Source organism: Microcoleus sp. AT3-D2 (assembly GCF_036705715.1).
Classification (GTDB): Bacteria; Cyanobacteriota; Cyanobacteriia; order Cyanobacteriales; family Microcoleaceae; genus Microcoleus.
In genome coordinates, this window is the sequence record NZ_JAUBVE010000053.1 from 24382 (window position 1) to 48542 (window position 24161).

The 24161-nt window shown below is 44.8% G+C and carries 15 protein-coding genes and 1 tRNA gene; 13 read left to right on the forward strand and 3 right to left on the reverse strand.

The genetic code is table 11. The features are described from left to right. Positions 1 to 9: 9 nt before the first annotated feature. The gene (locus QUB44_RS20520; RefSeq protein ID WP_333370286.1) at positions 10 to 1014 is read left to right on the forward strand and encodes a glycosyltransferase family 2 protein; all 1005 of its coding nucleotides are present in this window, start codon (positions 10 to 12) and stop codon (positions 1012 to 1014) included. 133 nt (positions 1015 to 1147) lie between these two features. Here QUB44_RS20520 and QUB44_RS20525 read toward each other — a convergent pair whose 3' ends face one another. Further along, the gene (locus tag QUB44_RS20525) at positions 1148 to 2320 is read right to left on the reverse strand and encodes an IscS subfamily cysteine desulfurase (RefSeq protein WP_333370288.1); all 1173 of its coding nucleotides are present in this window, start codon (positions 2318 to 2320) and stop codon (positions 1148 to 1150) included. A 96-nt stretch (positions 2321 to 2416) separates the two neighbouring features. On the opposite strand from QUB44_RS20525, the gene QUB44_RS20530 reads away from it, so the two are divergent. The 9 genes from QUB44_RS20530 (at position 2417) to QUB44_RS20570 (ending at position 18283) form a co-directional block, all read left to right on the forward strand. Then, the gene (locus QUB44_RS20530; RefSeq protein ID WP_333370290.1) at positions 2417 to 3085 is read left to right on the forward strand and encodes a hypothetical protein; all 669 of its coding nucleotides are present in this window, start codon (positions 2417 to 2419) and stop codon (positions 3083 to 3085) included. Between the two features lie 321 nt (positions 3086 to 3406). After that, positions 3407 to 4729, forward strand: a complete 1323-nt coding sequence (locus QUB44_RS20535; protein WP_333370292.1) for a four-carbon acid sugar kinase family protein — start codon at positions 3407 to 3409, stop codon at positions 4727 to 4729. Positions 4730 to 5154: 425 nt separating this feature from the next. Continuing rightward, positions 5155 to 6321 (forward strand): circadian clock protein LdpA, encoded by a 1167-nt coding sequence (gene ldpA / locus QUB44_RS20540; protein WP_333370294.1) that lies wholly within the window; start codon positions 5155 to 5157, stop codon positions 6319 to 6321. Between the two features lie 319 nt (positions 6322 to 6640). Then, entirely contained in the window at positions 6641 to 8416 is a 1776-nt protein-coding gene (locus tag QUB44_RS20545; RefSeq protein ID WP_333370296.1) for a R3H domain-containing nucleic acid-binding protein, read from the forward strand. Positions 8417 to 8808: 392 nt separating this feature from the next. Next, on the forward strand, positions 8809 to 10485 hold the full coding sequence (locus QUB44_RS20550) for a CheR family methyltransferase (RefSeq protein ID WP_333370298.1): 1677 nt from the start codon (positions 8809 to 8811) through the stop codon (positions 10483 to 10485). A gap of 3 nt (positions 10486 to 10488) precedes the next feature. Then, entirely contained in the window at positions 10489 to 11619 is a 1131-nt protein-coding gene (locus QUB44_RS20555; protein ID WP_333370300.1) for a chemotaxis protein CheW, read from the forward strand. A 253-nt stretch (positions 11620 to 11872) separates the two neighbouring features. Then, positions 11873 to 13339 (forward strand): methyl-accepting chemotaxis protein, encoded by a 1467-nt coding sequence (locus tag QUB44_RS20560; protein WP_333370302.1) that lies wholly within the window; start codon positions 11873 to 11875, stop codon positions 13337 to 13339. Positions 13340 to 13972: 633 nt separating this feature from the next. Beyond that, on the forward strand, positions 13973 to 15682 hold the full coding sequence (locus QUB44_RS20565; RefSeq protein ID WP_333370304.1) for a methyl-accepting chemotaxis protein: 1710 nt from the start codon (positions 13973 to 13975) through the stop codon (positions 15680 to 15682). 105 nt (positions 15683 to 15787) lie between these two features. Further along, entirely contained in the window at positions 15788 to 18283 is a 2496-nt protein-coding gene (locus QUB44_RS20570) for a hybrid sensor histidine kinase/response regulator (RefSeq protein ID WP_333370316.1), read from the forward strand. Positions 18284 to 18404: 121 nt separating this feature from the next. On the opposite strand, the gene QUB44_RS20575 is transcribed toward QUB44_RS20570, so the two are convergent. Beyond that, the gene (locus QUB44_RS20575) at positions 18405 to 18599 is read right to left on the reverse strand and encodes a hypothetical protein (protein ID WP_333370306.1); all 195 of its coding nucleotides are present in this window, start codon (positions 18597 to 18599) and stop codon (positions 18405 to 18407) included. Here QUB44_RS20575 and cheB point away from each other — a divergent pair. After that, the gene (gene cheB / locus QUB44_RS20580; RefSeq protein ID WP_333370308.1) at positions 18586 to 19671 is read left to right on the forward strand and encodes a chemotaxis-specific protein-glutamate methyltransferase CheB; all 1086 of its coding nucleotides are present in this window, start codon (positions 18586 to 18588) and stop codon (positions 19669 to 19671) included. The two genes, QUB44_RS20575 and cheB, sit on opposite strands and share 14 nt — an antisense overlap. A gap of 149 nt (positions 19672 to 19820) precedes the next feature. Here the strand turns inward: cheB and QUB44_RS20585 are convergent, their stop codons facing one another. Then, complete coding sequence (locus QUB44_RS20585) at positions 19821 to 20207, reverse strand: response regulator (RefSeq protein ID WP_015175702.1); 387 nt, start codon at positions 20205 to 20207, stop codon at positions 19821 to 19823. Between the two features lie 741 nt (positions 20208 to 20948). Between QUB44_RS20585 and QUB44_RS20590 the strand changes: the two genes are divergently transcribed. Beyond that, complete coding sequence (locus QUB44_RS20590; protein WP_333370310.1) at positions 20949 to 23756, forward strand: GAF domain-containing protein; 2808 nt, start codon at positions 20949 to 20951, stop codon at positions 23754 to 23756. A 101-nt stretch (positions 23757 to 23857) separates the two neighbouring features. Next, positions 23858 to 23929, forward strand: a tRNA-Gln gene (locus QUB44_RS20595). Positions 23930 to 24161 lie beyond the last annotated feature (232 nt).

Here is a 24161-nt window from a genome sequence, read left to right on the forward strand (position 1 = left end):
AATAAAAAAATGGACGCTGCATTATTTTTGGAAAAATTGGCTGCACAGCAGGCTGGCTCTGAGGTTGTTCTCGACGTTTCAGTGGTGGTGCCGGTGTATAATGAGGTGGAAAGTTTGCCTCATTTGATTGAGGCGATCGCCTCTTCTATCCAACCATCTGGACTCAGCTATCAAATTATTTGTGTAGATGACGGTTCTAAGGACGGTTCTGCTGAACTTCTCCAGCAGTTAGCCAGCACTCGCGATGACCTTTGTGCTGTAATTTTGCGCCGCAATTACGGGCAAACTGCTGCCATGTCTGCAGGTTTCGATCGCGCTCGCGGCCGTGCTATTGTTACCCTAGACGGCGATTTGCAAAATGACCCTGCTGATATTCCGCTATTGTTGGCAAAGTTAGATGAAGGCTACGATTTAGTTAGCGGCTGGCGCAAAAATAGGCAAGACAATACTATTAGCCGGTTGATTCCTTCTAAAATTGCGAACTGGTTAATTGGTCGCGTTACAGGCGTAACTTTGCACGACTACGGCTGTTCTTTGAAGGCTTATAAATCCGAGTTGGTAGCAGACTTGAATCTCTACGGGGAATTGCACCGCTTTTTGCCAGCGTTGGCATTTATTGAAGGGGCGAGAATTGCAGAACTGCCGGTGCGACATCACGCCCGCCGTTTCGGTCAAAGTAAGTACGGAATTTGGCGGACTTTTCGGGTGTTGATGGATTTGTTAACTATTTCTTTTATGAAAAAGTTCCTGACTCGACCGATGCACGTTTTTGGACTTTTGGGACTGAGTTCTATGACGTTGGGAACGGTTTTAGGGGTTTATTTGACAGTCTTAAAATTTGCTTTTGGTCAAAGTATTGGCAATCGTCCTTTGCTGATTTTGGCTGTGGTTTTACTGTTAACTGGCGTGCAGTTATTTTGTTTTGGTTTGCTGGCGGAAGTGATGATGCGGACTTATCACGAGTCGCAGGGAAAACCGATTTATCGGGTGCGCGAGGTGTTTGGTTCTAAATAAGGGGTTGATCCAAATTATACTCGATGACAAAAAGAGGAAAAGTTTTGAGTTTTAAGTTAAATCATTTAAAACTAAAAACTCAAAACTACTTCCTAATCTTCAATTCTCCCATCTAAAATCTAAAATCTAAAATCTAAAATTGATTGACTTTTTGAGCTTGTCGGAGAGATTGAATAGTTGCGATCGCGTGTTCGGCGACTGCATCTATTTCTGCTTCGGTATTGAATCGGCCAATGCCAAACCGAATTGAAGCATAAGCTAATTTGTCCGATCGCCCGATCGCTGCTAAAACATGAGATGGAGATATTTTCGCAGAAGTGCAAGCAGATCCCGAAGAAACTGCCGCCGCCGGTTGCAAACCCAACATCAATGCTTGACCGTCAACGCCACCTACACTAATATTGAGATTCCCCGGCAATCTCTTCGTAGCGTGACCGTTGAGAAAAACATCGCCCAATTCACTCAAATTTTCCCACAAACGCTGTCGCAAATTAACCACTCGTTCTGTTTCCGACGGCATTTCTGCAATTGCCAATTCTACTGCTTTGGCAAACCCAACTATTTGCGGTGGGTAGAGAGTTCCAGATCGCATTCCCCGTTCGTGCCCTCCTCCGTGCATTTGCGGCGCTAGCTGCACTCTCGGTTTGTTGCGGCGGACGTAGAGAGCACCGATCCCTTTTGGCCCGTAGATTTTGTGGGCTGTCAAGGACATTAGATCGATATTCATCTCCTCTACGTCGAGGGGAATTTTGCCGATCGCCTGTGCCGCATCTGTGTGAAAAATAATGTCATTTCCGCGACAAATTGCAGCAATTTCTGCGATCGGCTGGATAACGCCAATTTCGTTGTTAGCCGTCATCACTGAAACTAAAATTGTCTCGGCCCGAATCGCTTTGATCAAATCGCCTATATCAATCAGCCCGTCGCTTTTCACGGGTAAAACAGTAATGTCAAACCCCAATTTTTGTAAATAGGTACAGGGGTCAAGAATTGCATTGTGTTCGGTTTTTACTGTGATAATGTGCTTTCCTTTACTGAAATAAGCCTCGGCGATGCCTTTGATCGCTAAGTTATTTGCTTCGCTTGCACCGCTGGTAAAAACAATTTCTTCTGGGGAGGCGTTGATCGCTTCTGCTATGATTTGTCGTGACTGTTTTACCGCTGCTTCTGCTTCCCAGCCGTAGACGTGATTGATACTGGCTGCGTTGCCGAATTGTTCGGTGAAATACGGCAGCATCGCATCAAGTACCCGTTGATCTACGGGGGTTGTGGCGTGGTTGTCGAGGTATATAGGACGTGCGGACATAGTGCAGTTTTGGGTGAAAAAAGTGTTAGGTTTATTGTAGACGAGCCTCTTGTTCTACTACAAAACTTTATAATTAACAAATATTTGTAAAGATTTATGCGAGCTGACATTCAGGGATTAGAAATTACTCTCGGTGAGCTCAAGCACCTCACCGGCGCCGGGCCCGATCGCGTATATCGGCCGCCGACAGCGACTAAGTTTGCCCGCGAAGCTTTGAAAACTGTCGGTTTAATTGTTTTGGTTCTCATCAGTTGTTGGCTGCTGGTTGCGATATTTCCTAGAGCTTATTTGTTGTGGTTCGCCCTCCACTTGGTTGCGATAGTCGGTTTAATCCTTGAGGATGCGTGGAAAATTCGATGCAGTCGGCAAAACAAAGATTTAATCAATCTTTTTGATGATGTCGATCGCTATAATGGTATAATCGAAGCGATCGCCATTAATGATCAGATAGAAGATGCTGGAAATGCGGAAGTCAAAATCGGCGATCGAGCAAAAGTTATTGAAGCCTTGCAGCTAATCAGAGACGATTTAGTTCGAGCTTTGAAAACCGAAAGAATTCTCAGAGAAAACAAAAAATTTGTCGATACTAACTCCGAATTGTTTGCCAATAATTTGAGAACTTTGAATGCCCTGCAAATTAGCGATCGAGCCAGCGAACAAGGACGATTGCTCAACGAAGCTTTGCAGGTAGCCGTGGAAGTTCAAGCAGAAATGAAAAAGTTGCAAGATCGAAACGCTGCTAATTTTAAAAATGGCAAAACTTAGTAGCGAACACGGCTGCGTGCGCCTCTTCCCCCGTAGCAATATGCAGCTTACTTAACGGATGTAACTCAAACATATTCTCCAAATTATAAGTTATGAGAATTGTAAAAAAAATATCATAACTATTGTAAATTTTTTCCTGTTACGTAACAGGTAAGGATATCTTGGAAAGGTGACGTTAACAACCAGGTCATATCATTTCCGGTTACACCGGAATGATGTTGACTGTTGACGGTTGACTGTTGACGCCGTGAACAGTGAACAGTGAACAGTCAACAGTGAACTCGAATTTACTATTCCGATGCTAACGGATTTGATATCAGTATGTCTTCTGCCAAACCCAAGATTATAGTTCTCGACGACGATCCGACTGGTTCTCAAACCGTGCACAGTTGCTTGCTGCTGACACGTTGGGACGAAGACACCCTGCGTTTGGGGCTGCGTGACAAGTGCCCGATTTTCTTCATACTGACAAATACTCGATCGCTAACTCCCGAAAAAGCAGCCTCCGTCACCCGCGAAGTGTGCCAAAATCTAAAAAGGGCGATCGCCAGCGAAAAAATCGAAGACTTCCTAATAGTTAGCCGTTCCGATTCTACCCTGCGCGGTCACTATCCCATCGAAACCGACGCGATCGCCGAAGAACTTGGCCCCTTCGACGCCCATTTTCTAATTCCCGCCTTTTTTGAAGGAGGGAGAATTACCCGCAACAGCGTACACTACCTAATAGTTAACAGCGTCGAAATACCAGTACACCAAACCGAATTTGCCAAAGATTCAGTCTTCGGCTACAGTCACAGTTACCTGCCAGACTATGTAGAAGAAAAAACCAAAGGTCGCATCCCCGCTGATGCAGTCGATCGCATTTTACTCGCAGACATTCGCTACGGAAGTTTAGATCGACTGATGGAGATGAAAGACAACCAATGTGCAGTTGTTGACGGCGAAAGCCAAGGCGATTTAGACACATTTGCCAAACACATTCTCGCGGCAGCCAGTCAAGGCAAAAAGTTTTTATTCCGTAGCGCGGCGAGTATTTTAACATCCTTAGCTAACCTCGGCCCGCAGCCAGTAGCAGCCGACGAAATGGCAAAATATGTGAGGGATGGCAAACCCGGTGCAGTAATAGTTGGTTCCCACGTTAAGAAAACTACTGAACAATTGGAGCGCTTGTTAAAAGAACCCAATATAGTTAGCATTGAAATAGATGTATCTCACTTGCTAGAAGATTCACCAGAGTATCGCACCCAAATGCTCGATGAAATTCTAGAAAAAGCCAGCACTGCTCATGCCGATGGCAAAACGCCTGTAATTTATACCAGCCGCAAGGAACTCGAATTTGAAAATACCGAAGTCCGATTAAAATTTGGAGAGGCGGTTTCTGCTTTATTGATGGATATCGTGCGGGGACTGCCCACAGATATCGGGTTTTTGATTAGCAAGGGCGGCATTACTTCTAATGATGTCTTGAGTACAGGTTTGTCGCTAAAAAGTGTCAGGCAAATCGGTCAAATTATCGCAGGTTGTTCTGTGGTGAAAACCGAGGCTAATCATCCTCTGTTTCCCAATTTACCAGTTGTTTTGTTTCCGGGAAATGTGGGGGATAGCCATGCTTTGGCTACGGTTTACAAGCGGCTGAGTAAGTAGTATAGCTCGTTGAATCGCTGATTAACCCAGATGAATTTAGCTTCAAGTCAGGGAGGATAATGTTCATCTGCGGTTGGTCGATGGGTTTCAAAGCTCGATCGAACTTTAGGGCAACTGCCACTGCACGGTCACTTCAAAAAAAATCTCTAGCCTACTTTTTCTTTGCCAAATCCACCCAACTATGATACAATAGAGAGTCTGTCTGTAACTAAAGCCGATCGCCCCATCTCCAAATCCCCCCTCAGCATTCGCTGTCCAAAAAATCAAATTTAGGAAAAAAAATTAAGGCAGAACTCTACATATAGAGCCAACAGCGCAACAGTTACTGCTATCAGTAGCGTTTCCAGCTTGTACCCGCCTAAATTTTAAAATTAAGTAGAAATTTCCACATAGTAATTTTCAGCTCAAAGGATTAGCATATAAGGGTGACAGAACATTATCATCCCCTAAACTCATTAAAAGATGGCCATTGGTTCAAGCTGATCTGTGGGGCGAGCTTTCAACATCTGCCTGCTGTACGGAATCTCACCTTGGCTTACACCTTAGCAGGCGCTGACTGTATCGATGTCGCGGCAGATCCCGCCGCCGTCGCCGCAGCGAAAGAAGCCCTACAAGTTGCCAGCGAAATACAGGCAAGAACTCAAAACCGCAGGTTTGGCGGCAAAGGGTTGCCGTTGCTGATGGTGAGTTTAAACGATGGGGAAGACCCGCATTTTCGCAAAGCCGAATTCAACCCAGCCGATTGTCCCGTGGACTGCTGGCGGCCGTGCGAAAAAATATGTCCAGCCGAAGCAATAGTTTTTCAGAGTGCTGGCAGTGGTTTTTCCGGGGTGATAGACCAGCAATGCTATGGCTGCGGTCGCTGTCTGCCGATTTGTCCGAGCCAACTAATTTATACTCGTTCTTACGTGTCTGCTCCCGCCGCGATCGCACCTTTAATCTTGCAATCCGGTGCGGATGCCCTAGAAATCCACACACAAGTAGGCAGAGAGGCAGATTTTGCGCGACTTTGGTCGAGCATAGCTCCCTGGGTCGGTCAACTCAAGGTAATAGCAATTAGTTGCCCCGATGGAGACGGTTTGATTGATTATTTGCGGACACTCTATCAAATAATTTCCCCCCTTCCTTGTCCCCTAATTTGGCAAACCGACGGTAGGCCGATGAGCGGAGATATCGGAACAGGAACTACTAGAGCCGCAGTCAAACTCGGTCAAAAAGTTTTGGCTGCCCAGTTGCCGGGATACGTGCAACTTGCAGGCGGCACTAATGCTCACACTGTCAGCAAACTCAGAGCCGGCGGACTGCTTTTGGATGGCGGGAAAAATTTGTCAGTTCCCCCTGTCTCATACATAGCAGGTGTAGCTTACGGCAGCTATGCCAGGGTTTTGCTATCGCCAATTTTAGAACAGTTAGAAACAATGCAGACCGATCGAGCTTATGCCGTTCCGGTGGCACTCGCGCGGCCAGCAGCCGGAGTTCAAACATCTCGGCTACCTCAGCTCGAAGCCGTCCCAGAACTTCTCTCGGAGGCCGTGAGTTTAGCTCGTTCTCTAGTTTCCCAGCTCAAAAGTCAGTTGACAGTTGACAGTTGACAGTTGTCAGTTGTCAGTTGTTAGTTGATAGTTGTCAGTTGTTAGTTGACAGTTGTTAATCAAAAAAAAAACTGAAAACTGATAACTAACAACTGTAGTTCGCGATCGCACTTGCGCCCTCAGAAACCCGGTTTCTTAGTATATTTCTCGTTTTTCGACGCAAAACTCGTAGAAACCGGGTTTCCACGCACCGATGCGTAATCAATGAACAGACAACTGTCAAGCGGTCAACTGAAAACTGAAAACTGAAAACTGAAAACTGTCAAGCGGTCAACTGTCAACTGTCAACTGAAAACTGTCACCGAACACACCGAGGCGAATGCAGATTACAGACGACCTCAACAGATTATTAGAAATCGTGCCAGACGAGATCCGGCAGCCCCTAGAGCAGCACCCGCAGCGCAACAATCTCATTGAGATTGTCATGGATTTGGGCCGCCGACCAGAAGCTCGTTTTCCATCCTTGGCCGAACATCTTTCCCAAACACCGATTTCCAAGGCAGACCTCAGCTATTGCATCGAGCGAGTCGGCCACTTCGGCGGCGACAATCGAGCCGGTATCGAGCAAACCCTGCACCGAATTAGCGCCCTTCGCAACCGCAGCGGCGAGATTATCGGCTTGACATTGAGGGTGGGCCGCGCTGTGTTCGGGACGATCGGCATTATCCGCGATTTAGTGGAAACCGGTCAGTCAATTTTGATGCTCGGCCGCCCCGGTGTTGGCAAAACCACGGCCCTGCGAGAAATTGCCCGCGTGCTTGCCGATGACTTGGAAAAACGAGTGGTAATCATCGACACCTCCAACGAAATCGCCGGAGATGGAGATATTCCCCACCCAGCGATCGGCAGAGCTCGCAGAATGCAAGTTTCCCGTCCCGAACTCCAGCACCAAGTCATGATCGAAGCAGTGGAAAACCATATGCCCGAAGTGATCGTGATTGACGAAATCGGCACGGAGCTCGAAGCTTTGGCGGCTCGGACGATCGCGGAAAGGGGGGTGCAATTGGTCGGTACCGCCCACGGGAACCGCATCGAAAACTTGATGAAAAACCCGACTCTGGCAGACTTAATTGGGGGAATCCAAGCGGTGACGCTAGGAGATGACGAAGCAAGGCGACGCGGTTCTCAAAAGACAGTTTTGGAGCGCAAATCACCGCCTACTTTTGAAATTGCCGTCGAAATGCTCGAACGCCAGCGCTGGGTAATCCACGAGCGAGTGTCAGATTCGATCGACAGTTTGCTGCGGGGACGCGAACCGAACCAGCAAATCAGAAGCGTCAGCGACAGTGGAGAAGTAATTATCGAGCGCGAATCAGTATCTCCCCCCGCGCGGTTCCCAGGGATGCCAGCTTCGGGCGGCCCCGCTGCGGTATCAGCAATGCGGCCAGTCACACCGATTTCTGGGTGGCGGAGTGCCGGCAAAATGGTGCCGATGCCCCCTCAAGGCGAAAAATTCGCAGCAGCTAACAGCGCGCCGGTGGCTCCTGAGACTCGGTATTTCGAGCAACTCCTCGAAGAATCTCTGTCCGTGGAACCAGTACCGCAGCACCGGGGACGTTATTCCCAGAATGTCGGCCCTAACGGCGAAGATTTGCCCCTCCACGTTTATCCTTACGGCATAGCTCGCCACCAGCTCGAACAGGTGATTTCGACGCTGAACCTGCCGGTGCTGCTGACGAAGGATATTGAAAGTGCTGACGTGGTTTTGGCTTTGCGATCGAACGTTCGGAACCAGTCGAAATTGAGGCACTTGGCCAAAACTCGCCAAGTTCCCCTGCACACAATTAAGGCCGGCACTATTCCCCACGTAGCGAGAGCTTTGCGGCGCCTGTTGGACATGGATGACCCAGGTACCCCGGAAGTGGCAGACCTCGCCTTATTCGCCCGCAGCGGTTCTTCTGATGAGCTCGAAGCTCTCGAAGAAACGCGCTTAGCAGTCGAGCAAATTGTCATTCCGAAGGGACAGCCGGTGGAACTCCTGCCCCGTTCTCCCAACGTCCGCAAAATGCAGCACGAACTTGTGGAACACTATCACCTGAAATCCCATAGTTTTGGGGAAGAACCCAATCGCCGCCTGCGGATATATCCAGCTTAAAGTTGGAGATTGGTGTCTTTGAAGGCAGAAGGTGGAAGACAGAAGGGATAATTTTTTCCTGGCTTCTGTCTTTTACTTTTTGCCTTTTTCCTTTAAGTAGCTGGCAATTTTCTGATATGATGTGGTGTGACACTGTTCTTGTTCAGGCGATCGGCTAAATTATCAATTTCTAATTTCCAATTCCCCAATTTCCCATTACCAATACTTCGACTACACGAGCTTACAAGTTCCCCAATTCTTAATAGTTCAGCTACGCACTTCCCTTCTTCGGCTCCCTTCGGCTTCGCGAACGGACGAGCCGCAGGCTAGCAGCTATGCTCAGCACAAACTCAGCACCAGCTCACTAAAAGTTCCCACTTCCCAAATTATTCAATGAATCTAACAGAGTTGACATGAATGATTCCATAGTTCAGCTATTTATTAACTTAATTACTACTGAGATTGGAGTGCGAATTAGATCCCAAGATCGAGCTGGTTTGTCTCATAAAATCATGATTCGGATGAGAGAAAAACAAATTGCAGAACCCGAAAAATATTATAAACTTTTAACCGTCAAAACTTTTGAAAGTAAAAATGAATGGGCAAAATTAGTATTGCTATTAACAACAACTGAAAGTTATTTTATGCGAGACAAAGGACAGTTCGCTCTGTTAAACAGAGTGATTTTTCCTGAATTGATAAATCAGAAAAGAAACTTGCACAAGACCTTGGGAATGCAGCCGACGCTGCGAATCTGGAGTGCGGGCTGTTCCACTGGTGAAGAACCTTATTCTTTAGCTATTGTTTTAAAACAGTTGATTCCCGATTGGGAGCAATGGAAAATATTAATTTTAGGTACAGACATCAATGAAAAAGTAATCAAAAAAGCGCCCCAGGGAGTTTACAGTCATTGGTCGTTTCGCTTGGTTGAACCGCAAATACAGAAGCAGTATTTTCATCAGAGGCAAAATGATTGGGAAATTAATCTAGAATTGCGCGAAAGTGTCAACTTTAGTTGTGTAAATTTAATCACAGATGACTTTCCTAATATTTACCAAAATCTTTATAACATAGACTTAATTTTGTGTAGAAACGTTTTTGTGTATTTTGAACATAAGTATATTTCACTGGTACTGAAAAAATTTTCCAAGACCCTGAGACCTGAAGGATATTTAATGACCGGTCACGCTGAAGTTTACGGTCAAATTATGAACGAGTTTGAACCCAAGATTTTCCCGGAGTCGGTAGTGTATCAGCGTCGGGATGCAGTACCGAAGGAAGGCTGTCAAATAGAGTCTAGGGTTGCGACGCTAGAAGAAGCCAACTCGGCATTTCGGGAATTCCCGAAACCAGATACTATGGGCGATGATAGTAGTGAGTTGCTAACAGGGGAAACTATGCCACCTCGTTTTACTACTAACAGCAATTTTCCAGAGATAGAGATGCCTCCGGTATTAAAAATAAGTAATCCGCTGGGGAATATGCTGCCCTCTCGCTATCTGGAGGGCGCCTTGCCGAACAATGCCGTGTCAGTTACAGAAAAAATAATAGTAGAAAATACTCAAAATCAAACGCCTCAAATGCTAATTTTAGAGGCTAAAAAATTATTTAAAAATCAAGATTATGATCAGGCAATCAATAAGGCACAAGAGGCAATAAACTTGCAGGGGCATAATTTTGAAGCTTATTTTTTGATCGCTCAAATTCAGGCAAATGCCGGCAATTATTCTCAGGCAATAGAATACTGTAATCGAGCTAGAAAAGTAGAGCCTGGATCAGTATATACTGATTATTTACAAGCTCAAATTGCTGAAGAACAGGGGCAATTGGAAATAGCAAAAAAATTATTAAAGAGGACTATTTATATGTGTCCATCTTTTGTTTCATCTTATATAGAACTAGGAAATATATACAATAAAGAAGGTCAAGTAAAAAGAGCTATTAAAATGTACAATTCATCTTGTGAAATCCTGGAAGGACTACCGCCCAACACTCCCATTGATTCACAGGGAAAAATGACAGCTAGTCAAGTGCTGATGAATGTTAAAAAAAAATTGTTAAGATTATACAGTAAAGAAACTGTACACTAAAATATGGAAACTAAACCGTATCTTATCTTTGAACAGAACGGTTTTCTCTGCGGTATAGAAGCCTGCTTCGTTCGGGAAATTTTCTTTCTGCCGGAGTTGACAGCAATTGCAGAAGCACCTCAAGATATTGTTGGGGCGATCGACCTTCGGGGCGAAATTCTGCCGGTGATGGATCTGAATCTTCGTTTTGGATACGTTTGGCAAGAGTATGCTGTGACAGATAGTACGATCGTCATAGAGTGGCAAGAATCGAAAGTCGGTATAATTGTCAATCAAGTTCGCGAAGTTAAGGAACTCTCAGAAGATGCCATCACTCCGCAGCTATCTTACGGGCGAGAGAATTCAGAAGCCTCTCATCATTTTGTAGCTGGATTGGCCCGCTGCGAAGCCGATATTATCATGCTGCTGAATCTCGATCACTTAATTCGATATTCTCCCGAAAAGTCAGAGGAAAGCTGGCCTGTTTCTCCAAACAATGCAGGTAGTGAAGCAGCAGCCGGTGAGGCAGAGACGGAAAATTTACAGGGGCAAATAAGTGCAAAATTGTTAGGTAAAAATCCTAAAAGTTTGAGCAATCGTCACGTTTTTTGCCCGCAGGCTACCCCGGAAGAAAAAGCAATTTTTCAATCGCGCGCTAATCATTTGAGGCGGCGAAGCGAGGGGGAAAATGATGCTGCAATTAATATGCCCCTAGCGGTGTTTGTTTTGAATAATGAATACTTTGGTATTCATTTAGATCGAGTCCGCGAATTTACTGAGATTAACCAAGTAACTCCGGTTCCTTGCACTCCCGATCGCATAGTGGGAAATATAAATTTACGGGGAGAAATTGTGACGCTAATTGATATTCGCAGTGTTTTAAATATGTCTGTAAATATGTCGGAGACTGCAAATTATCTCTCTAAGGCGATCGTTGTTGAAGTGGCGGATTTAGTCGCTGGTATAGTTGTTGAAGAAATATTAGATATTATATACTTAAATGTGTCGGAAATTGCGGCTGTTCCGGCAGCACTGCATTCTGCCAACCGCGAATATCTAAGGGGGACAGCTATTTACGGGGAAAAAATGATGGCTATTCTGCACTTGCAAAAACTGCTGACAAAAGGAGGAGTAGTTGTTGATGAAGAGGTTTGAATCCAGAACAGGACTTAGGCAAAGCATATCTGTCATGAGTCCAGTGAAGCATCTGGCTTGATACTTCATTTCCTTCGCAATCCCGATCCAATGCAGAGATCAGAACTGGTAACGAGCGGGACTTAGCATGAGAGAATTATCTTGAAATGCCTCTAGGACTAAAGAAGTTAGTTATACCAAATCCGCTTTTCAAGCGATATTTGACAAAGGAATCTAATTCGTGTAGGCACTTGTTTAAATTAAGGAGAAAAATATGTTTGCTAAAATAAAAAACTTAAACATTAGAAACAAGATGCTGCTCGGATATCTAGCGCCAGCACTTATATACTTAGGGTTTCCCGTAGTAGTTATTGCTACTACAAATCAGGTGTTTAAAACTTTTCAAGAAACGGAAAGGGTAGATCAGGTAGTCGGAGAAACAACTAATATATCCCTAGGTGCAGAGCAAATGGTACGGGGACTGCGCGGGTATTTAATTAATAATAAAAATCAGCAGTTTTTAAAGGATTTTCAAGCAGGTGCAGAGTTGGCTCGCCAGTCTGCGAATAATGTACAGCAGACGGTTAAAGATCCCGAACAGAGAATCCGTTTGCAAAGGATGCGACAGCTAGTAAATCAATATTATGATGGTTGTAACGAAGAAATTGTTCGCTTATTGCAGGAAAATCAGACTGCGAAAGCTCTCGCTGTATTTAATACAGGCAAGTACACAAATTTTCTGAATGAATTTTTAAAAGTGAACGGGGAATTTCGGGAAACAGAATTAAATATAGTTAAGCAAAAAACGAAAATGACGAAGGAAGCTTTAAGCTTTTTGGTATCTACGCTGCTGGTTGGTTCGGTGCTGTTAGTGCTGTTTGGTGCGGGGCTAGCTTGGCTGATTTCGTCAGGAATTGCCCAAACTATCGATCGGGCAATTAGCTCGATCGCCACTTCTTCCACTGAGATTGCAGCCACCGTGGAAGAACAGGAACGGATGGCAAGTCAGCAGGCAGCTTCAGTAAATCAAACTACTACTACAATGGACGAATTGGGAGCATCTTCTAGGGCGACATCACAGCAGATCGAAACCGCCGTGGTTCAAGCAATGCAAGCCTTGAATTTAGCTGGAGGTGGCACAAAAGCTGTAAAACAAACTTTAGAAGCAATGGCAACTCTGAAAACTAAAGTTCAGGATATCCAAGGACAAATTATAGAGTTGAGCGAACAAACAGATCACATTGGTAATATCTCAACTTTAGTTAGCGATTTGGCCAATCAAACTAATATGTTAGCACTCAATGCTGCTGTTGAAGCAGTGCGGGCGGGAGAACATGGCAAGGGGTTTGGCGTGGTGGCGTCAGAAATTCGCAAACTTGCCGATCGCAGTAAAAAGTCAGGAGTGCAAATTAATCTATTAGTTGCTGATATTCAAAAGGCGATCAACTCAACAGTAATGGTGACAGACGAAGGAACTAAAACAGTGGAATCGGGCGTAAATATTGCCTCAGAAACCGCCGCGGCATTTGCAGGAGTTGCCAATGCCATTAATAATGTGGTTTTGAGTTCTCAGCAAATTTCGCTGAATGCCAAACAGCAATCGATCGCGATCGAACAGGTAGTACAAGCTATGAACTCTCTCAATCAAGCCGCAGCCCAAACCGCTTGCGGTATCAGCCAGACTAAAGTCGGTACTCAAAAATTGAATGAAGCAGCCTTAGATTTGAAAGCAATTTTGTAGGAGATAGATGAATTATGAGTAGTTCCCCAAAAATGCCACATATATATATCCTTAAAAATTAAATCAATTGCTTTGGCGATTGACCTCCCTACAAATTCCAGCCATATTAACCGGAGTAATAACTTGTTTATGTGCAAATTAGAACGTAATCTCAAATCAGCAGTATAGTTGTGAGTTGTGAGTTATTATTTGGGAGTTGTTATTTTTTCTTTACTACCAATTCCCAATTCCCTATACTTCGGCTACGCGGGAGCATCTCAATGAAAGCAGCCCAGCTATAATTTGGAGCCAGCAACCAGGAGCCAGGAGCCTGAAGGAAGAAGGAAGAAGGAAGGAGCCAGAAGAAGTGTTTTTACAAATATGAGATGCTCCCGGCTACGCAAGCGTACAATTTCCTAATTCCCTATACTTACGACTATGCGATCGTACAAGTTACCAGTAACCAATTCACCGTAACAAATGATGAACAAATTTTTCCAAAAAATGCAGCATCGCCTGCTCCTTCTCCTAATTTTAAGTACCTTGATTCCAGTATCTATTGTTGGTTGGTATGGAATTTCTTCTTCAACAGCAGCACTACAAAATTTAGCATTAATAACCCTTAGTGATAGTGTTAATTCCACCGCCAATCAAATGATTAACAAATTTGAAAATCTGAGAACGGATATTTTGTTTCTCCGTAAAACTCCCCCAGTCCAAGGAATGATTAGAGCTAGAGAAGGAAAGGGAGTAGACAGACAAACTAATTCAACTTATAAAGATTGGGTTTATCGAATGCAACTCACATTTTTATCCCTGATGGAAGCCAAGCCATATTATATGCAACTGCGTTATATAGATAACAGCGGTAAGGAGATCGTGCGCGTAGACTCTGACGGCACAAATATTAAAGTTGTTCCCGATTCTCAACTACAAAATAAAGCAGACACAGATTACTTCTCGGCAACTATGAAGCTAAAACCAGGAGAAGTATATGTGTCTTCCTTAAACCTGAATAAGGAAAGGGGGAAAATAGAAATTCCTTACAAGCCAACAATTCGCTACGCAACTCCAATTTTTGATACCAAAGGAGAAAGACAAGGCTTTCTCATTACGAATGCTCTGGGTAGCACTCTGCTCGATATGGTTGAAAATTTCAATCCTGAACTATCAGACCAATCTTTTATCTTAAATCAAGATGGGTATTATCTGGCTCATCCCAATCCTAAAAAAGCATGGGGATTTGAACTAAAAACTAAGGAAAATGTCAAAAATGATTATTCAGGAGACATTATTGCTAAAATACTCTCAGGTAACCAGGGAAATATTGATAATAGGGATCTAGTGATTAGCTATAATACAGTTTTCCCCAGCAAACAAAATCCAAATAAATTTTTAGTAATTGTGGATACTTCACCCAAAAAGTTGCTATTTTCTTCCATCGACTTTTTTCAAAAACTAGCAGCGTTGATTACTGTTATTTCCCTGGCTGTGGTGCTGGGATTTGGATGGTTTTTTATGCAAAAGATTGTTGCTCTCATTCGGGGGATGATTTACCAGATCTCGTTATTTTCCATGGAAATAGAATCTAATATGAACAGGCAAGAACAAATAGCAGATAGGCAATTTGTTTCTGTTAATCAAACAACTATAACTCTAGAAAATTTGGGCCAATCTTCTCAGCAAACAGCCGAGCAAGCTGAGTCTGTTGCCATTGCCGCTCGCCAAGCTTTAAATCTAGCTGAAGAAGGTGCTAAAAAGGTAGATAAAACTCTTAATCAAATGCTGAATCTTAGAGAAGCTGTGGTGGCAATTTCTAAGCAAAATCATCGACTCGACGACAGCACGAGTCAGATTGGCAATATATCGACTCTCGCAAGTTTGGTTAGCGATTTAGCCAGCCAAACTAATATGCTGGCTCTCAACGCTGCTGTTGAAGCAGTCAGAGCCGGTGAGTACGGTAAAGGTTTTGCGGTGGTAGCAAGCGAAATTCGTAAGTTAGCAGATGAAAGCCAACAAGCTGCACAAAAGATTAATGGTATTGTTCCAGAAATTAAGGGCGCGATCAACTCAACGGTGAAAGCCACTGAAGATAGTCGCAAAACGGTTGCAGAAGGGGTGAAAACAGCACAAGATACGGCAGAAGCTTTTACGGGCGTGAGGGAAGCTTGCAATCTGGTGTTTGCTAGCAACCAGCAAATTTCATTTAATGTTAAACAACAGGCAATCGCGATTCAGCAAGTAGGTGATGCCATGACTTCTATGAAGGAATCCGCCTCTCAAACAGTCAGCGGCATTACTCAAGTTAAAATCGGTACTCAACAACTCTCAGAAGCTGCCTTTAATCTTAAAGAAGTAGTGTAGTTATGAGTCATTAGTCATTAGCAATAGACTGATTATTCAACATAATTATCATTACCAATTACCCATGAACCATACTCAATTACCTATTACTTAACAACATATATGATGATTGAAGATCAAGAACTTCGAGATGTATTTAAAGTCGCTAGTGAAGAACACTTACAGAAACTAGATGACGGATTACTCTACTTAGAACAACATCCCAACGACTTAGCTAAGTTAGAACTATTGTTGCGGGAAACCCATTCTCTTAAAGGTGATGCTGGGATGCTGGGAGTAAAAAATGTAGCATCTTTAGCTCATCAAATGGAGCATATTTTGGGAGGTGTTAAGCGGGGAGAAACTCCACTAAATTCAGATATTAGCGATCGACTTTCGCAAGGTTTAGACGCCATGCGGAAACTCGTTGACGAAGCCGTTACCGGCGAAGATTCCGGCATTAATACATTTTATATCCTCGCTAGCATGATGGGGGCTTCTAGTCAGTTACAGCCACAGGCTGCTGACTCAATAGTAGAGCAATCATCTTCACAAGTACCAGAACAACCGTTGGTAGAACTGCAATTTACTGAGCCTGCTACCCAAGAACTAGAAACAAATGTTCAAACTTCTGAAGTCATTAACTTAGAGAAAAATTCCTCTTTTTTACCCTTACATTCCAAGCCAGAATTTCTACTACAAGCTCAAAACTTGCCTGCACCTTCTGGGCCCGCCACTGAGTCGGCTTCGCAGTCGGCAGTTACTGCATCCTCAACCTCATCTTACCGCATTGAAACCATTCGCGTTGCTACTCAAAATTTAGACGATTTAATGACTCAAGCAGGGGAACTTACTGTCACAAAAACTCGGCTAGGACACCGAGTTGCAGAGATAGAACAAATTACAACTTTGTGGGAAGAGTGGAGCCGAGAATATTTTGTAACGAGCTTGACTTTTGATCGGATGCAAATAGATGAAAACGGTATTAAAGCCAACGGTAAATTTAGCCAATTGCAGGATTACTATCAACGTACAGAAGAACGTTTAGAACGTCTCGGAACTTTAGTCAACTGCTTGAGAAATCGAGTTTATGAAGATACTGCCAGACTCGAATTAATCGCTGAGGCATTAGAATCAGGAATTCGCACTCTGAGACTGCTGCCTTTGTCTACTATTTTTAATTTATTTCCTCGAACTGTACGAGACTTAGCGAAACGGGAAGGTAAAGAAGTTGCATTAGTTATTGAAGGAGGCGAAACTACAGCCGATAAACGCATTTTAGAGGAAATGAAAGACCCTTTAATGCACATGATTAGAAATGCGATCGATCACGGTATTGAAACTGTTGAGGAGCGGAAAAAACTAGGTAAATCTCCTGTAGCCACTCTCCGAATTAAAGGCTATAACATTGCTAGCAATATTATTATTGAAGTTGCTGATGATGGCCGGGGACTAAATCTAGATAGCATAAAACAAACGGCTGTTAAACGTAATATTTGTACGCTTGAACAACTGGCAGAGATGACAGAAGCTCAAGTACACTCTTTAATTTTTACTCCTGGTTTTTCGACCAAAAAATTTGTTACCGAAGTATCGGGGCGCGGGGTTGGTTTAGATGTAGTTCGTACTAATGTTGAAGCCCTAAAAGGTAGTATTCAAGTAGAGTCTTTACCGGGTAAAGGATGCACTTTGAGGCTGCAAATCAGCACGTCTTTAGCTACAGCAAATGTATTAATTGTCGTAGTTGAAGACATTCCTTATGCTCTGCCAGTCGAGTTTGTAGACACTGCACAACAGGTGTCTCAGTCTGAGATATTTGCTATAGAAGGTAAGGAAACTATACTTTCAAATGGTCAGCCTTTGTCAGTTGCTCATCTGACAGATTTACTAGAATTAAACAATAGACAAGAGTGGCAAAAAAATCGGTATTTGAGACAGGAGAACGGGAGAGAAATTCTGAGAAAAAATTCCAAACAATTCCTAAATTCAACTTATTCAAAAATTCCTTGTATTGTTGTGAAAGTTGGAGAGGAAAGATTGGGATTATTTGTAGATGCTTTGATAGACGAACAGGATGTGGTGATGAAACCTCAAAGTCAATTGCTGAAACGGGTGCGAAATGTTGCTGGTGCCACAATTCTCGGTACAGGGGAAGTTTGTATGATACTCAATCCCCACGATTTGATAAAATCTGTACGCCAGCAAGTTTCGTCCCGTGGGGTTTCTGGTGCGCGATCGCAACTTGAGACGGCCAGCAGAAAACAAGTTATACTATTAGCAGAAGACTCGATCGCCACGCGCACTCAAGAAAAGCGCATCCTGGAAGGTGCGGGTTACGAAGTTGTGACTGCAGTAGACGGATTGGATGCTTTCCATAAATTGAAAACTCGCGATTTTGATGCTGTGATTTCTGACGTACAAATGCCAAATTTAGACGGCTTGGCACTGACTATTAAGATTCGGGAGCAAAAAGAATACAGTGAGTTGCCGATAATTTTAGTGACATCTTTGGCATCGGATGAAGATAAAAAAAGAGGGGCTGATGCGGGGGCAAATGCTTATATTCCTAAAGGTACTTTCAATCAAGATGTGCTGGTAGAGACACTAAAAAGGTTAGTTTAGTCATTAGTCATTACTCCTTGGTTATTAGGGATTTGTTATTTACTACCAATTAGCAAGGCCCAATATCCAGTACGCAGTGCACCATTACCAGTGCATCGATGCCCAATGCCCAATACTTTGACTAAGCGGTTACTGAGCGATTCGTGCTGGGATTAGCCACTCGCCCTGCGCGGTTTGCCCGCTCAGCTTCCCCGAAGGAAAGTAAGTCGAAGGGCAGTACAAGTGCCCTATTCCCCATTCCCCATTCCCCATTCCCGATTTTCCATTCCCGATTTTCCCATCCCCCATTTCCCAGCAAACTGATGTTATCGCCCATTAAACTATTGTTAGTTGAAGATTCTCCAGTAGTTACGCTCGTCCTCAAACGAATTTTTGATTCCTCGCCAGACATCCAAGTTGTAGGAACCGCTTGCAACGGATTAGAAGGACTAGAATTAATCCCCAAACTTCAGCCCCAAGTAATCTGTACGGATTTGAACATGGCACCTATGAACGGGTTAGAATTTACGGAAGAAGTAATGAAGAAATATCCGCTACCCATTTTAGTAATTAGTGCTTCAGTGCAAGCGAATGATACTCAGAATGTATTTCAAGTGTTAAGGGCTGGTGCATTGGATGTTTTTCCCAAACCGATTGGCGGGTTAGTATCTGATTACGCTCGCCTCGCCAATCAATTAATAGCTAAAGTCAAAATACTCTCAGGAGTGAAAGTATTTACACGGCATCAAAAAAAGATGCCAACCGAAGATAATAATCCACTTGTAAGAATCAACCAAGCACCAGTTCATAATTACAAATTTTCCAACGAAAATGTTAACTCTCCAACTATTAAAGTATTGGCTATAGGGGCTTCGACAGGGGGGCCGCAAGCACTATACGCAATTATTTCTAAACTTCCGGCTAGTTTTCCTGTGCCTATAATTTGTGTCCAGCACATCAGTGAAGGTTTTTTGCAAGGATTAGTTGATTGGCTGGGTTATGAATCAAAACTGCCTGTTAAGATAGCGGCTTTTGGAGAATTGCCACAAGCAGGAATTGTTTATTTTCCGCCAGAAAAACGTCATTTAGAGTTGGACTCTCAAGGGCGATTTGTTTATTCAGAAGATCTTCATGCTGCGGGACACTGCCCTTCTGTAACGGTGACATTTAAGTCGGTAGCTAATTTTTATAGTCGGGCAGCAGCGGGGGTTTTGCTGACAGGAATGGGTAGAGATGGTGCTGACGGAATGTTGGCTATCGCCAGAGAAGGGGGGTTAACAATCGCCCAAGACGAAGCTAGCTGCATTGTTTTCGGAATGCCCAAGGAGGCGATCGCCCTTGGTGCCGCCCAATATGTTCTACCTGTCAGTGCGATCGCTCCCTTACTCCTGGCAAAATTAAAAATTTAGGACTTACCTCGCAAATTGTGCAGAATACCCCGCCCCCCGACTTGTTAAAGAAGTCGAGGATCAGAGAGGGCGATCGCAACTTTTTAGTTCATTAATTACTCAAATTACTTCATTAATTACTCAAAACTGATTTTTTGTCGTCAGTCCAATTATTTGATTTTGATAAACTTACCAATGACCTCGCGCAACTTATCAGCATCAAACGGCTTAGTTAAATACTCTGTTGCTCCCGCCAAACGCCCCTGTACCTTATCAAAGGCTCCATCCCGCGCTGTCAGCATTACGATCGGCAAATTCTGAAACTGAGGCAAGCTCCGCACCGTGCGGCAGAGTTCCAATCCGTCAATACCAGGCATCGAAACATCGAGCAACAAAACCGAAATTTGTTCGTGATAAATCGTTGACAAAGCATCCACTGCATTGTCGGTTACGAGAACTCGAAACTCTTTGCTTAAGGCCTGTTTAACAAGTCCTTGCATCACGACGCTATCATCAACTGCCAAAATAGTTGGTACTTGACTGCTACTTGCAGACATATTCTTCTCCCTGTTTATTTATAGTTCTTGAAAATACAAAACATACTTCCTGCAGTTATTTTGTGAGAGTTGCCTCTACGTAATAATTGTCAACCCCGTTGGAGCGTTAGTTGAAAATTGACCCCTGTTTTTTTACCTCAAACTCGAAAAAAGGGATTGGGAGAGTGGTCGATCGGCAATTACAACAGTTGCAAAATGTGCATCCGGGCCCAGAAACCCTAAAAGGTCGAGTTTGAACAACTATTGTTACAAAGTTTAACATCTTACCAATCTTTTGTAATTCATCTCCTAACTGTAGTTGAACTCCCGGCTAAGGCACAGCTCGGTAAAGGACACTGGTATTGTGGCACAAACCCCTGATTTAAATCTACCAGCAAGCCAGCTACCCACGATTAGACAAGTCTGTTAAAATACAATTAAACTGATAAAAAAAATCTAGGTAAGCAATAGTCATATATTTGGGAAAGCTGCTTCATCCCAACAGAGGCTCTTAGATTTAGAGAGCCGGAGGTATTCAAAAGCATAGTCAACTGGAAGTATAATTTATATAGTCTTAGATCTGGGGTACTCTAACTGCGATAACTCAAAAGTTTCCAGATCAGTCAAGAGGTTAGTCTGAATTTGGCACAAGCAACCTGCGCCGAACTTGCGCCCCGAGTCTCCCAGCACAGAATTCATAGCTTGTTTTTCAAGGGAAGTATTGAGAAGGGCGGTTGCCAGCAACTAGACGGGCAGTTACACATGATGAAAGCACCCTTGCCTCTTGGTGAAAAAGTGTTCAAGCTCCATAACATTGACTTGTATCAGCTTCTTGGCTCTGCTCCAGAAGCTTGCTTGGACAATTTGGTCGGTTTGGCAGCTCAGATCAGCCGAACTCCTATTGCTTTCTTGAGCTTGATTGACGGTAACCGCCACTGGTTGAAGTCGCAGTTAGGTATTGATCAAACTTTGGTCGATCGTTACCTGAATTTTTGCGATCGCGCGATCAACCAAATTTCCGAAGAGTTCGCCCAGAGATCAAACTCAAACTCAGAATTTGACAGGGCAATTTCCCTGCAACAACCGCCCGTTGCTCCCCAATTTGCGATCGAACCCCCTGCAAATTCCTTTAAGGAACTGCCCCCCGCCCTTGTCCGAGACGCTTCCACAGATGTGAGATTTGGTGAACACCCGCTGATCGTTTTCTACCCCTTTGTGAAATTTTACGCCGGAATCCCAGTTGTCAGCTCTGATGGGCAGGTGCTGGGAGTGCTATCCGTCATGGACTCGGTGCCGCGAGACTTGACAAAAGAAACGATAGAAGGTGTGCAAGCTTTGAGTCGGCAAGTTGCTAGTTTGGTGGAGCTGCGCTGGCAATTAGTCCAAGCCCAGAAACAGTTGCCACAGGTAGAAGATATTACCTCGGACAGCCAGCAAATCTCCGAGTTAGTCAGTGGCTCGAACCCCTCCAGCTTGTGTGCCGTACAGACGCCACAGAGCGACAGGAGAATATACGGAACAAACAAGCTCCCTACGATCAAGGAAAAAGGAAAATCTCAATATTTGTGGGAAACTTCAGCGGGCATCGGGCGCGCGGACGATACCCAACAAATCCGAGAAATCGTTGCCGGAGCCCGGGACACCTCCGAGCGCCAACTAACGGCAGCGTCCCTACAAGAGCGATCGCGCTTGGGAGCTCTGCAAGCTAAAGTCGGTGCAGCCCTCGGACAAGGTGGGAAAATATCGCCCATCCTCAGCCGCTGCACCAAGGCAATGGTAGATTACCTCGACGCCCAAGAGGCGAGTATCTGGACATTCAACCCGCAGACAGAGCAGTTAGAATTGCAGGCCGATTCAGGACTCACCACCGAAGGGTGGGAACGAGAAATAGAAGATTGGGTGCGAGCAGAACCGGGAAAACTCCAAACGGCTCCTGTATGCCTACTGTCGAACCCGTCTCTTTGCGCCATTGCCTATCCGCTGATAGTGGAGGAGCGGCTGGTGGGAGTGATGGCTCTGTGCAGTAGCGCTTTGGTAAGCGAGGGAGCGCTAGAAGTTTTGGGCTGCATGGCTAACGCCATCGCCGTGGCGATTGATCGCATCACGGCCCGAGAAGAATTGTTGAGCCGCCGGGAAGGCCTGCTCTTCGGCCTCGCCAGCCAGATGCGGAATTCCCTCGACCTGGACAAAATTTTAGATACGGCTGTCAACGAAATTCGCAGCTTGTTGCAGGTTGACCAGTGCTACTTTTTGTGGTACTCCATCTCGCCAGACGGGCAGCCAAGCTTTGCAATCACCCACGAGGCGGCAAATCCCGAACTGAAAGAGCGGCTTACAGAATACCCGATCGAACAAGTAACGCTGCTGGGCGAGAAAATTTGCCACCGCCAAACGCTCCGGATCGGCGACGCGGCAACAGCACTGTGCATCGAACCGCCCACGCGAGCTTTTTTGAGCAGTCTCGGGATTGTTTCTAACCTGCTGCTGCCGCTCAAGACTCGCTCCGGTCAAATGGGTGCTGTAGTTTGCAACCATTACAGCAGCCACCGTTCCTGGGCCACGAGCGAAGTGGAATTGCTGCAAGCGGTGGTGGATCAACTGGCGATCGCGATCGACCAAGCCGAACTCTACGCCCAAACCCGGGCGGCAGCCTTAGCGGCTCAAACTCAAGCCCGCCAACTGACGGAAACTTTGCAGCAGTTGCAGCAGAAAGAAGCTCAGCTCATCCAAAACGAAAAAATGTCCTCTCTCGGTCAAATGGTCGCCGGCGTCGCCCATGAAATTAACAATCCGGTTAATTTTATTTACGGCAACTTGACTTATTGCAAGCAGTACATGAAAAATCTGCTGGATTTGCTGCACTTGTATCAAAAGCATTACCCGGAGCCTTGCCCCGAAATTCTCGACAAAAGCGAAGAAATCGATGTTGATTTCATAGTGCCGGATTTGCTGAAAATTCTGTCTTCAATAGAGATGGGAACTGAACGCATCCGCCAAATTGTCCTGTCTCTGCGGAACTTCGCGCGGCACGACGAAGCAGAGATGAAGCTGGTGGACATTCACGAAGGGATTGACAGCACGCTGCTGATTTTGCAGAGCCGCTTGAAGTCAAATGGGCTAATACCGGGAATTGAGGTAATTAAAGACTACGGCAACTTGCCCAAGGTAGAGTGCTATGCCGGGCAGCTCAACCAAGTATTTATGAATATTTTGGCGAATGCGATCGACTCTTTGGAAAATCAGCCTCCACCCAAGACGATCAAAATCTCGACGGCGGTGGTGGGCCCAGACTCGGAGCCTGATGAGTCAGGAAAGTCGAGGGGTCAAGTTGTGCTGATTCGGATTCAAGACAGCGGGCCCGGATTGCCCGAAAAAGCTAAATGCCACTTGTTTGACCCTTTCTTTACCACTAAACCTGTAGGCAAGGGTACGGGGCTCGGCTTGTCTATCAGCTATCAGATAGTGGTGGAAAAACACGGAGGAAGTTTGAAGTGTATCTCGGAACCGGGACAGGGAGCGGATTTTAGGATTGAAATCCCGGTAGCTCGCCCCCCTGCGATCAAAGAATAAACCTGCGGGCGATCGGTTCCAAAAACATTTTTTAAATTTTATTGTCAAAATGCTTGACAGATTGCTGTGTTTGAATGTTAAGATAGTGAAGGTTAAGACATTGGGGCGTCGCCAAGTGGTAAGGCAGCGGGTTTTGGTCCCGCCATTCAGAGGTTCGAATCCTTTCGCCCCAGTTAAATTGTGTCAGGTCAATCAATTGTTTAACTCATCGTTTAGAGTTAGCGATCGGCCGACGACAGACAAACAACTTCCTAACTACAAACCTAATTAGGACTTACTCACAGGATATAAGAAACCGGGTTTCTTGCTGCGGGTTTTACCTAAAATCCTAGGGCGTGTCATCAATTAGCAAGGTTGACAAAATGAACAAGGTGTGGAGCAAGATTCGGCTGACAGCCTAAGCCA

Excerpts from the sequence above, each read along its gene's own strand:
- QUB44_RS20570 (WP_333370316.1), top strand. The coding sequence starts at position 15,788 with ATGATTGAAGATCAAGAACTTCGAGATGTATTTAAAGTCGCTAGTGAA.
- QUB44_RS20555 (WP_333370300.1), top strand. The coding sequence starts at position 10,489 with ATGGAAACTAAACCGTATCTTATCTTTGAACAGAACGGTTTTCTCTGC.
- QUB44_RS20560 (WP_333370302.1), top strand. The coding sequence starts at position 11,873 with ATGTTTGCTAAAATAAAAAACTTAAACATTAGAAACAAGATGCTGCTC.
- QUB44_RS20525 (WP_333370288.1), bottom strand. The coding sequence starts at position 2,320 with ATGTCCGCACGTCCTATATACCTCGACAACCACGCCACAACCCCCGTA.
- QUB44_RS20575 (WP_333370306.1), bottom strand. The coding sequence starts at position 18,599 with ATGGGCGATAACATCAGTTTGCTGGGAAATGGGGGATGGGAAAATCGG.
- QUB44_RS20520 (WP_333370286.1), top strand. The coding sequence starts at position 10 with ATGGACGCTGCATTATTTTTGGAAAAATTGGCTGCACAGCAGGCTGGC.
- QUB44_RS20585 (WP_015175702.1), bottom strand. The coding sequence starts at position 20,207 with ATGTCTGCAAGTAGCAGTCAAGTACCAACTATTTTGGCAGTTGATGAT.
- QUB44_RS20565 (WP_333370304.1), top strand. The coding sequence starts at position 13,973 with ATGATTAACAAATTTGAAAATCTGAGAACGGATATTTTGTTTCTCCGT.
- QUB44_RS20590 (WP_333370310.1), top strand. The coding sequence starts at position 20,949 with ATGATGAAAGCACCCTTGCCTCTTGGTGAAAAAGTGTTCAAGCTCCAT.
- QUB44_RS20535 (WP_333370292.1), top strand. The coding sequence starts at position 3,407 with ATGTCTTCTGCCAAACCCAAGATTATAGTTCTCGACGACGATCCGACT.
- QUB44_RS20550 (WP_333370298.1), top strand. The coding sequence starts at position 8,809 with ATGAATGATTCCATAGTTCAGCTATTTATTAACTTAATTACTACTGAG.
- QUB44_RS20545 (WP_333370296.1), top strand. The coding sequence starts at position 6,641 with ATGCAGATTACAGACGACCTCAACAGATTATTAGAAATCGTGCCAGAC.
- cheB (WP_333370308.1), top strand. The coding sequence starts at position 18,586 with ATGTTATCGCCCATTAAACTATTGTTAGTTGAAGATTCTCCAGTAGTT.
- QUB44_RS20530 (WP_333370290.1), top strand. The coding sequence starts at position 2,417 with ATGCGAGCTGACATTCAGGGATTAGAAATTACTCTCGGTGAGCTCAAG.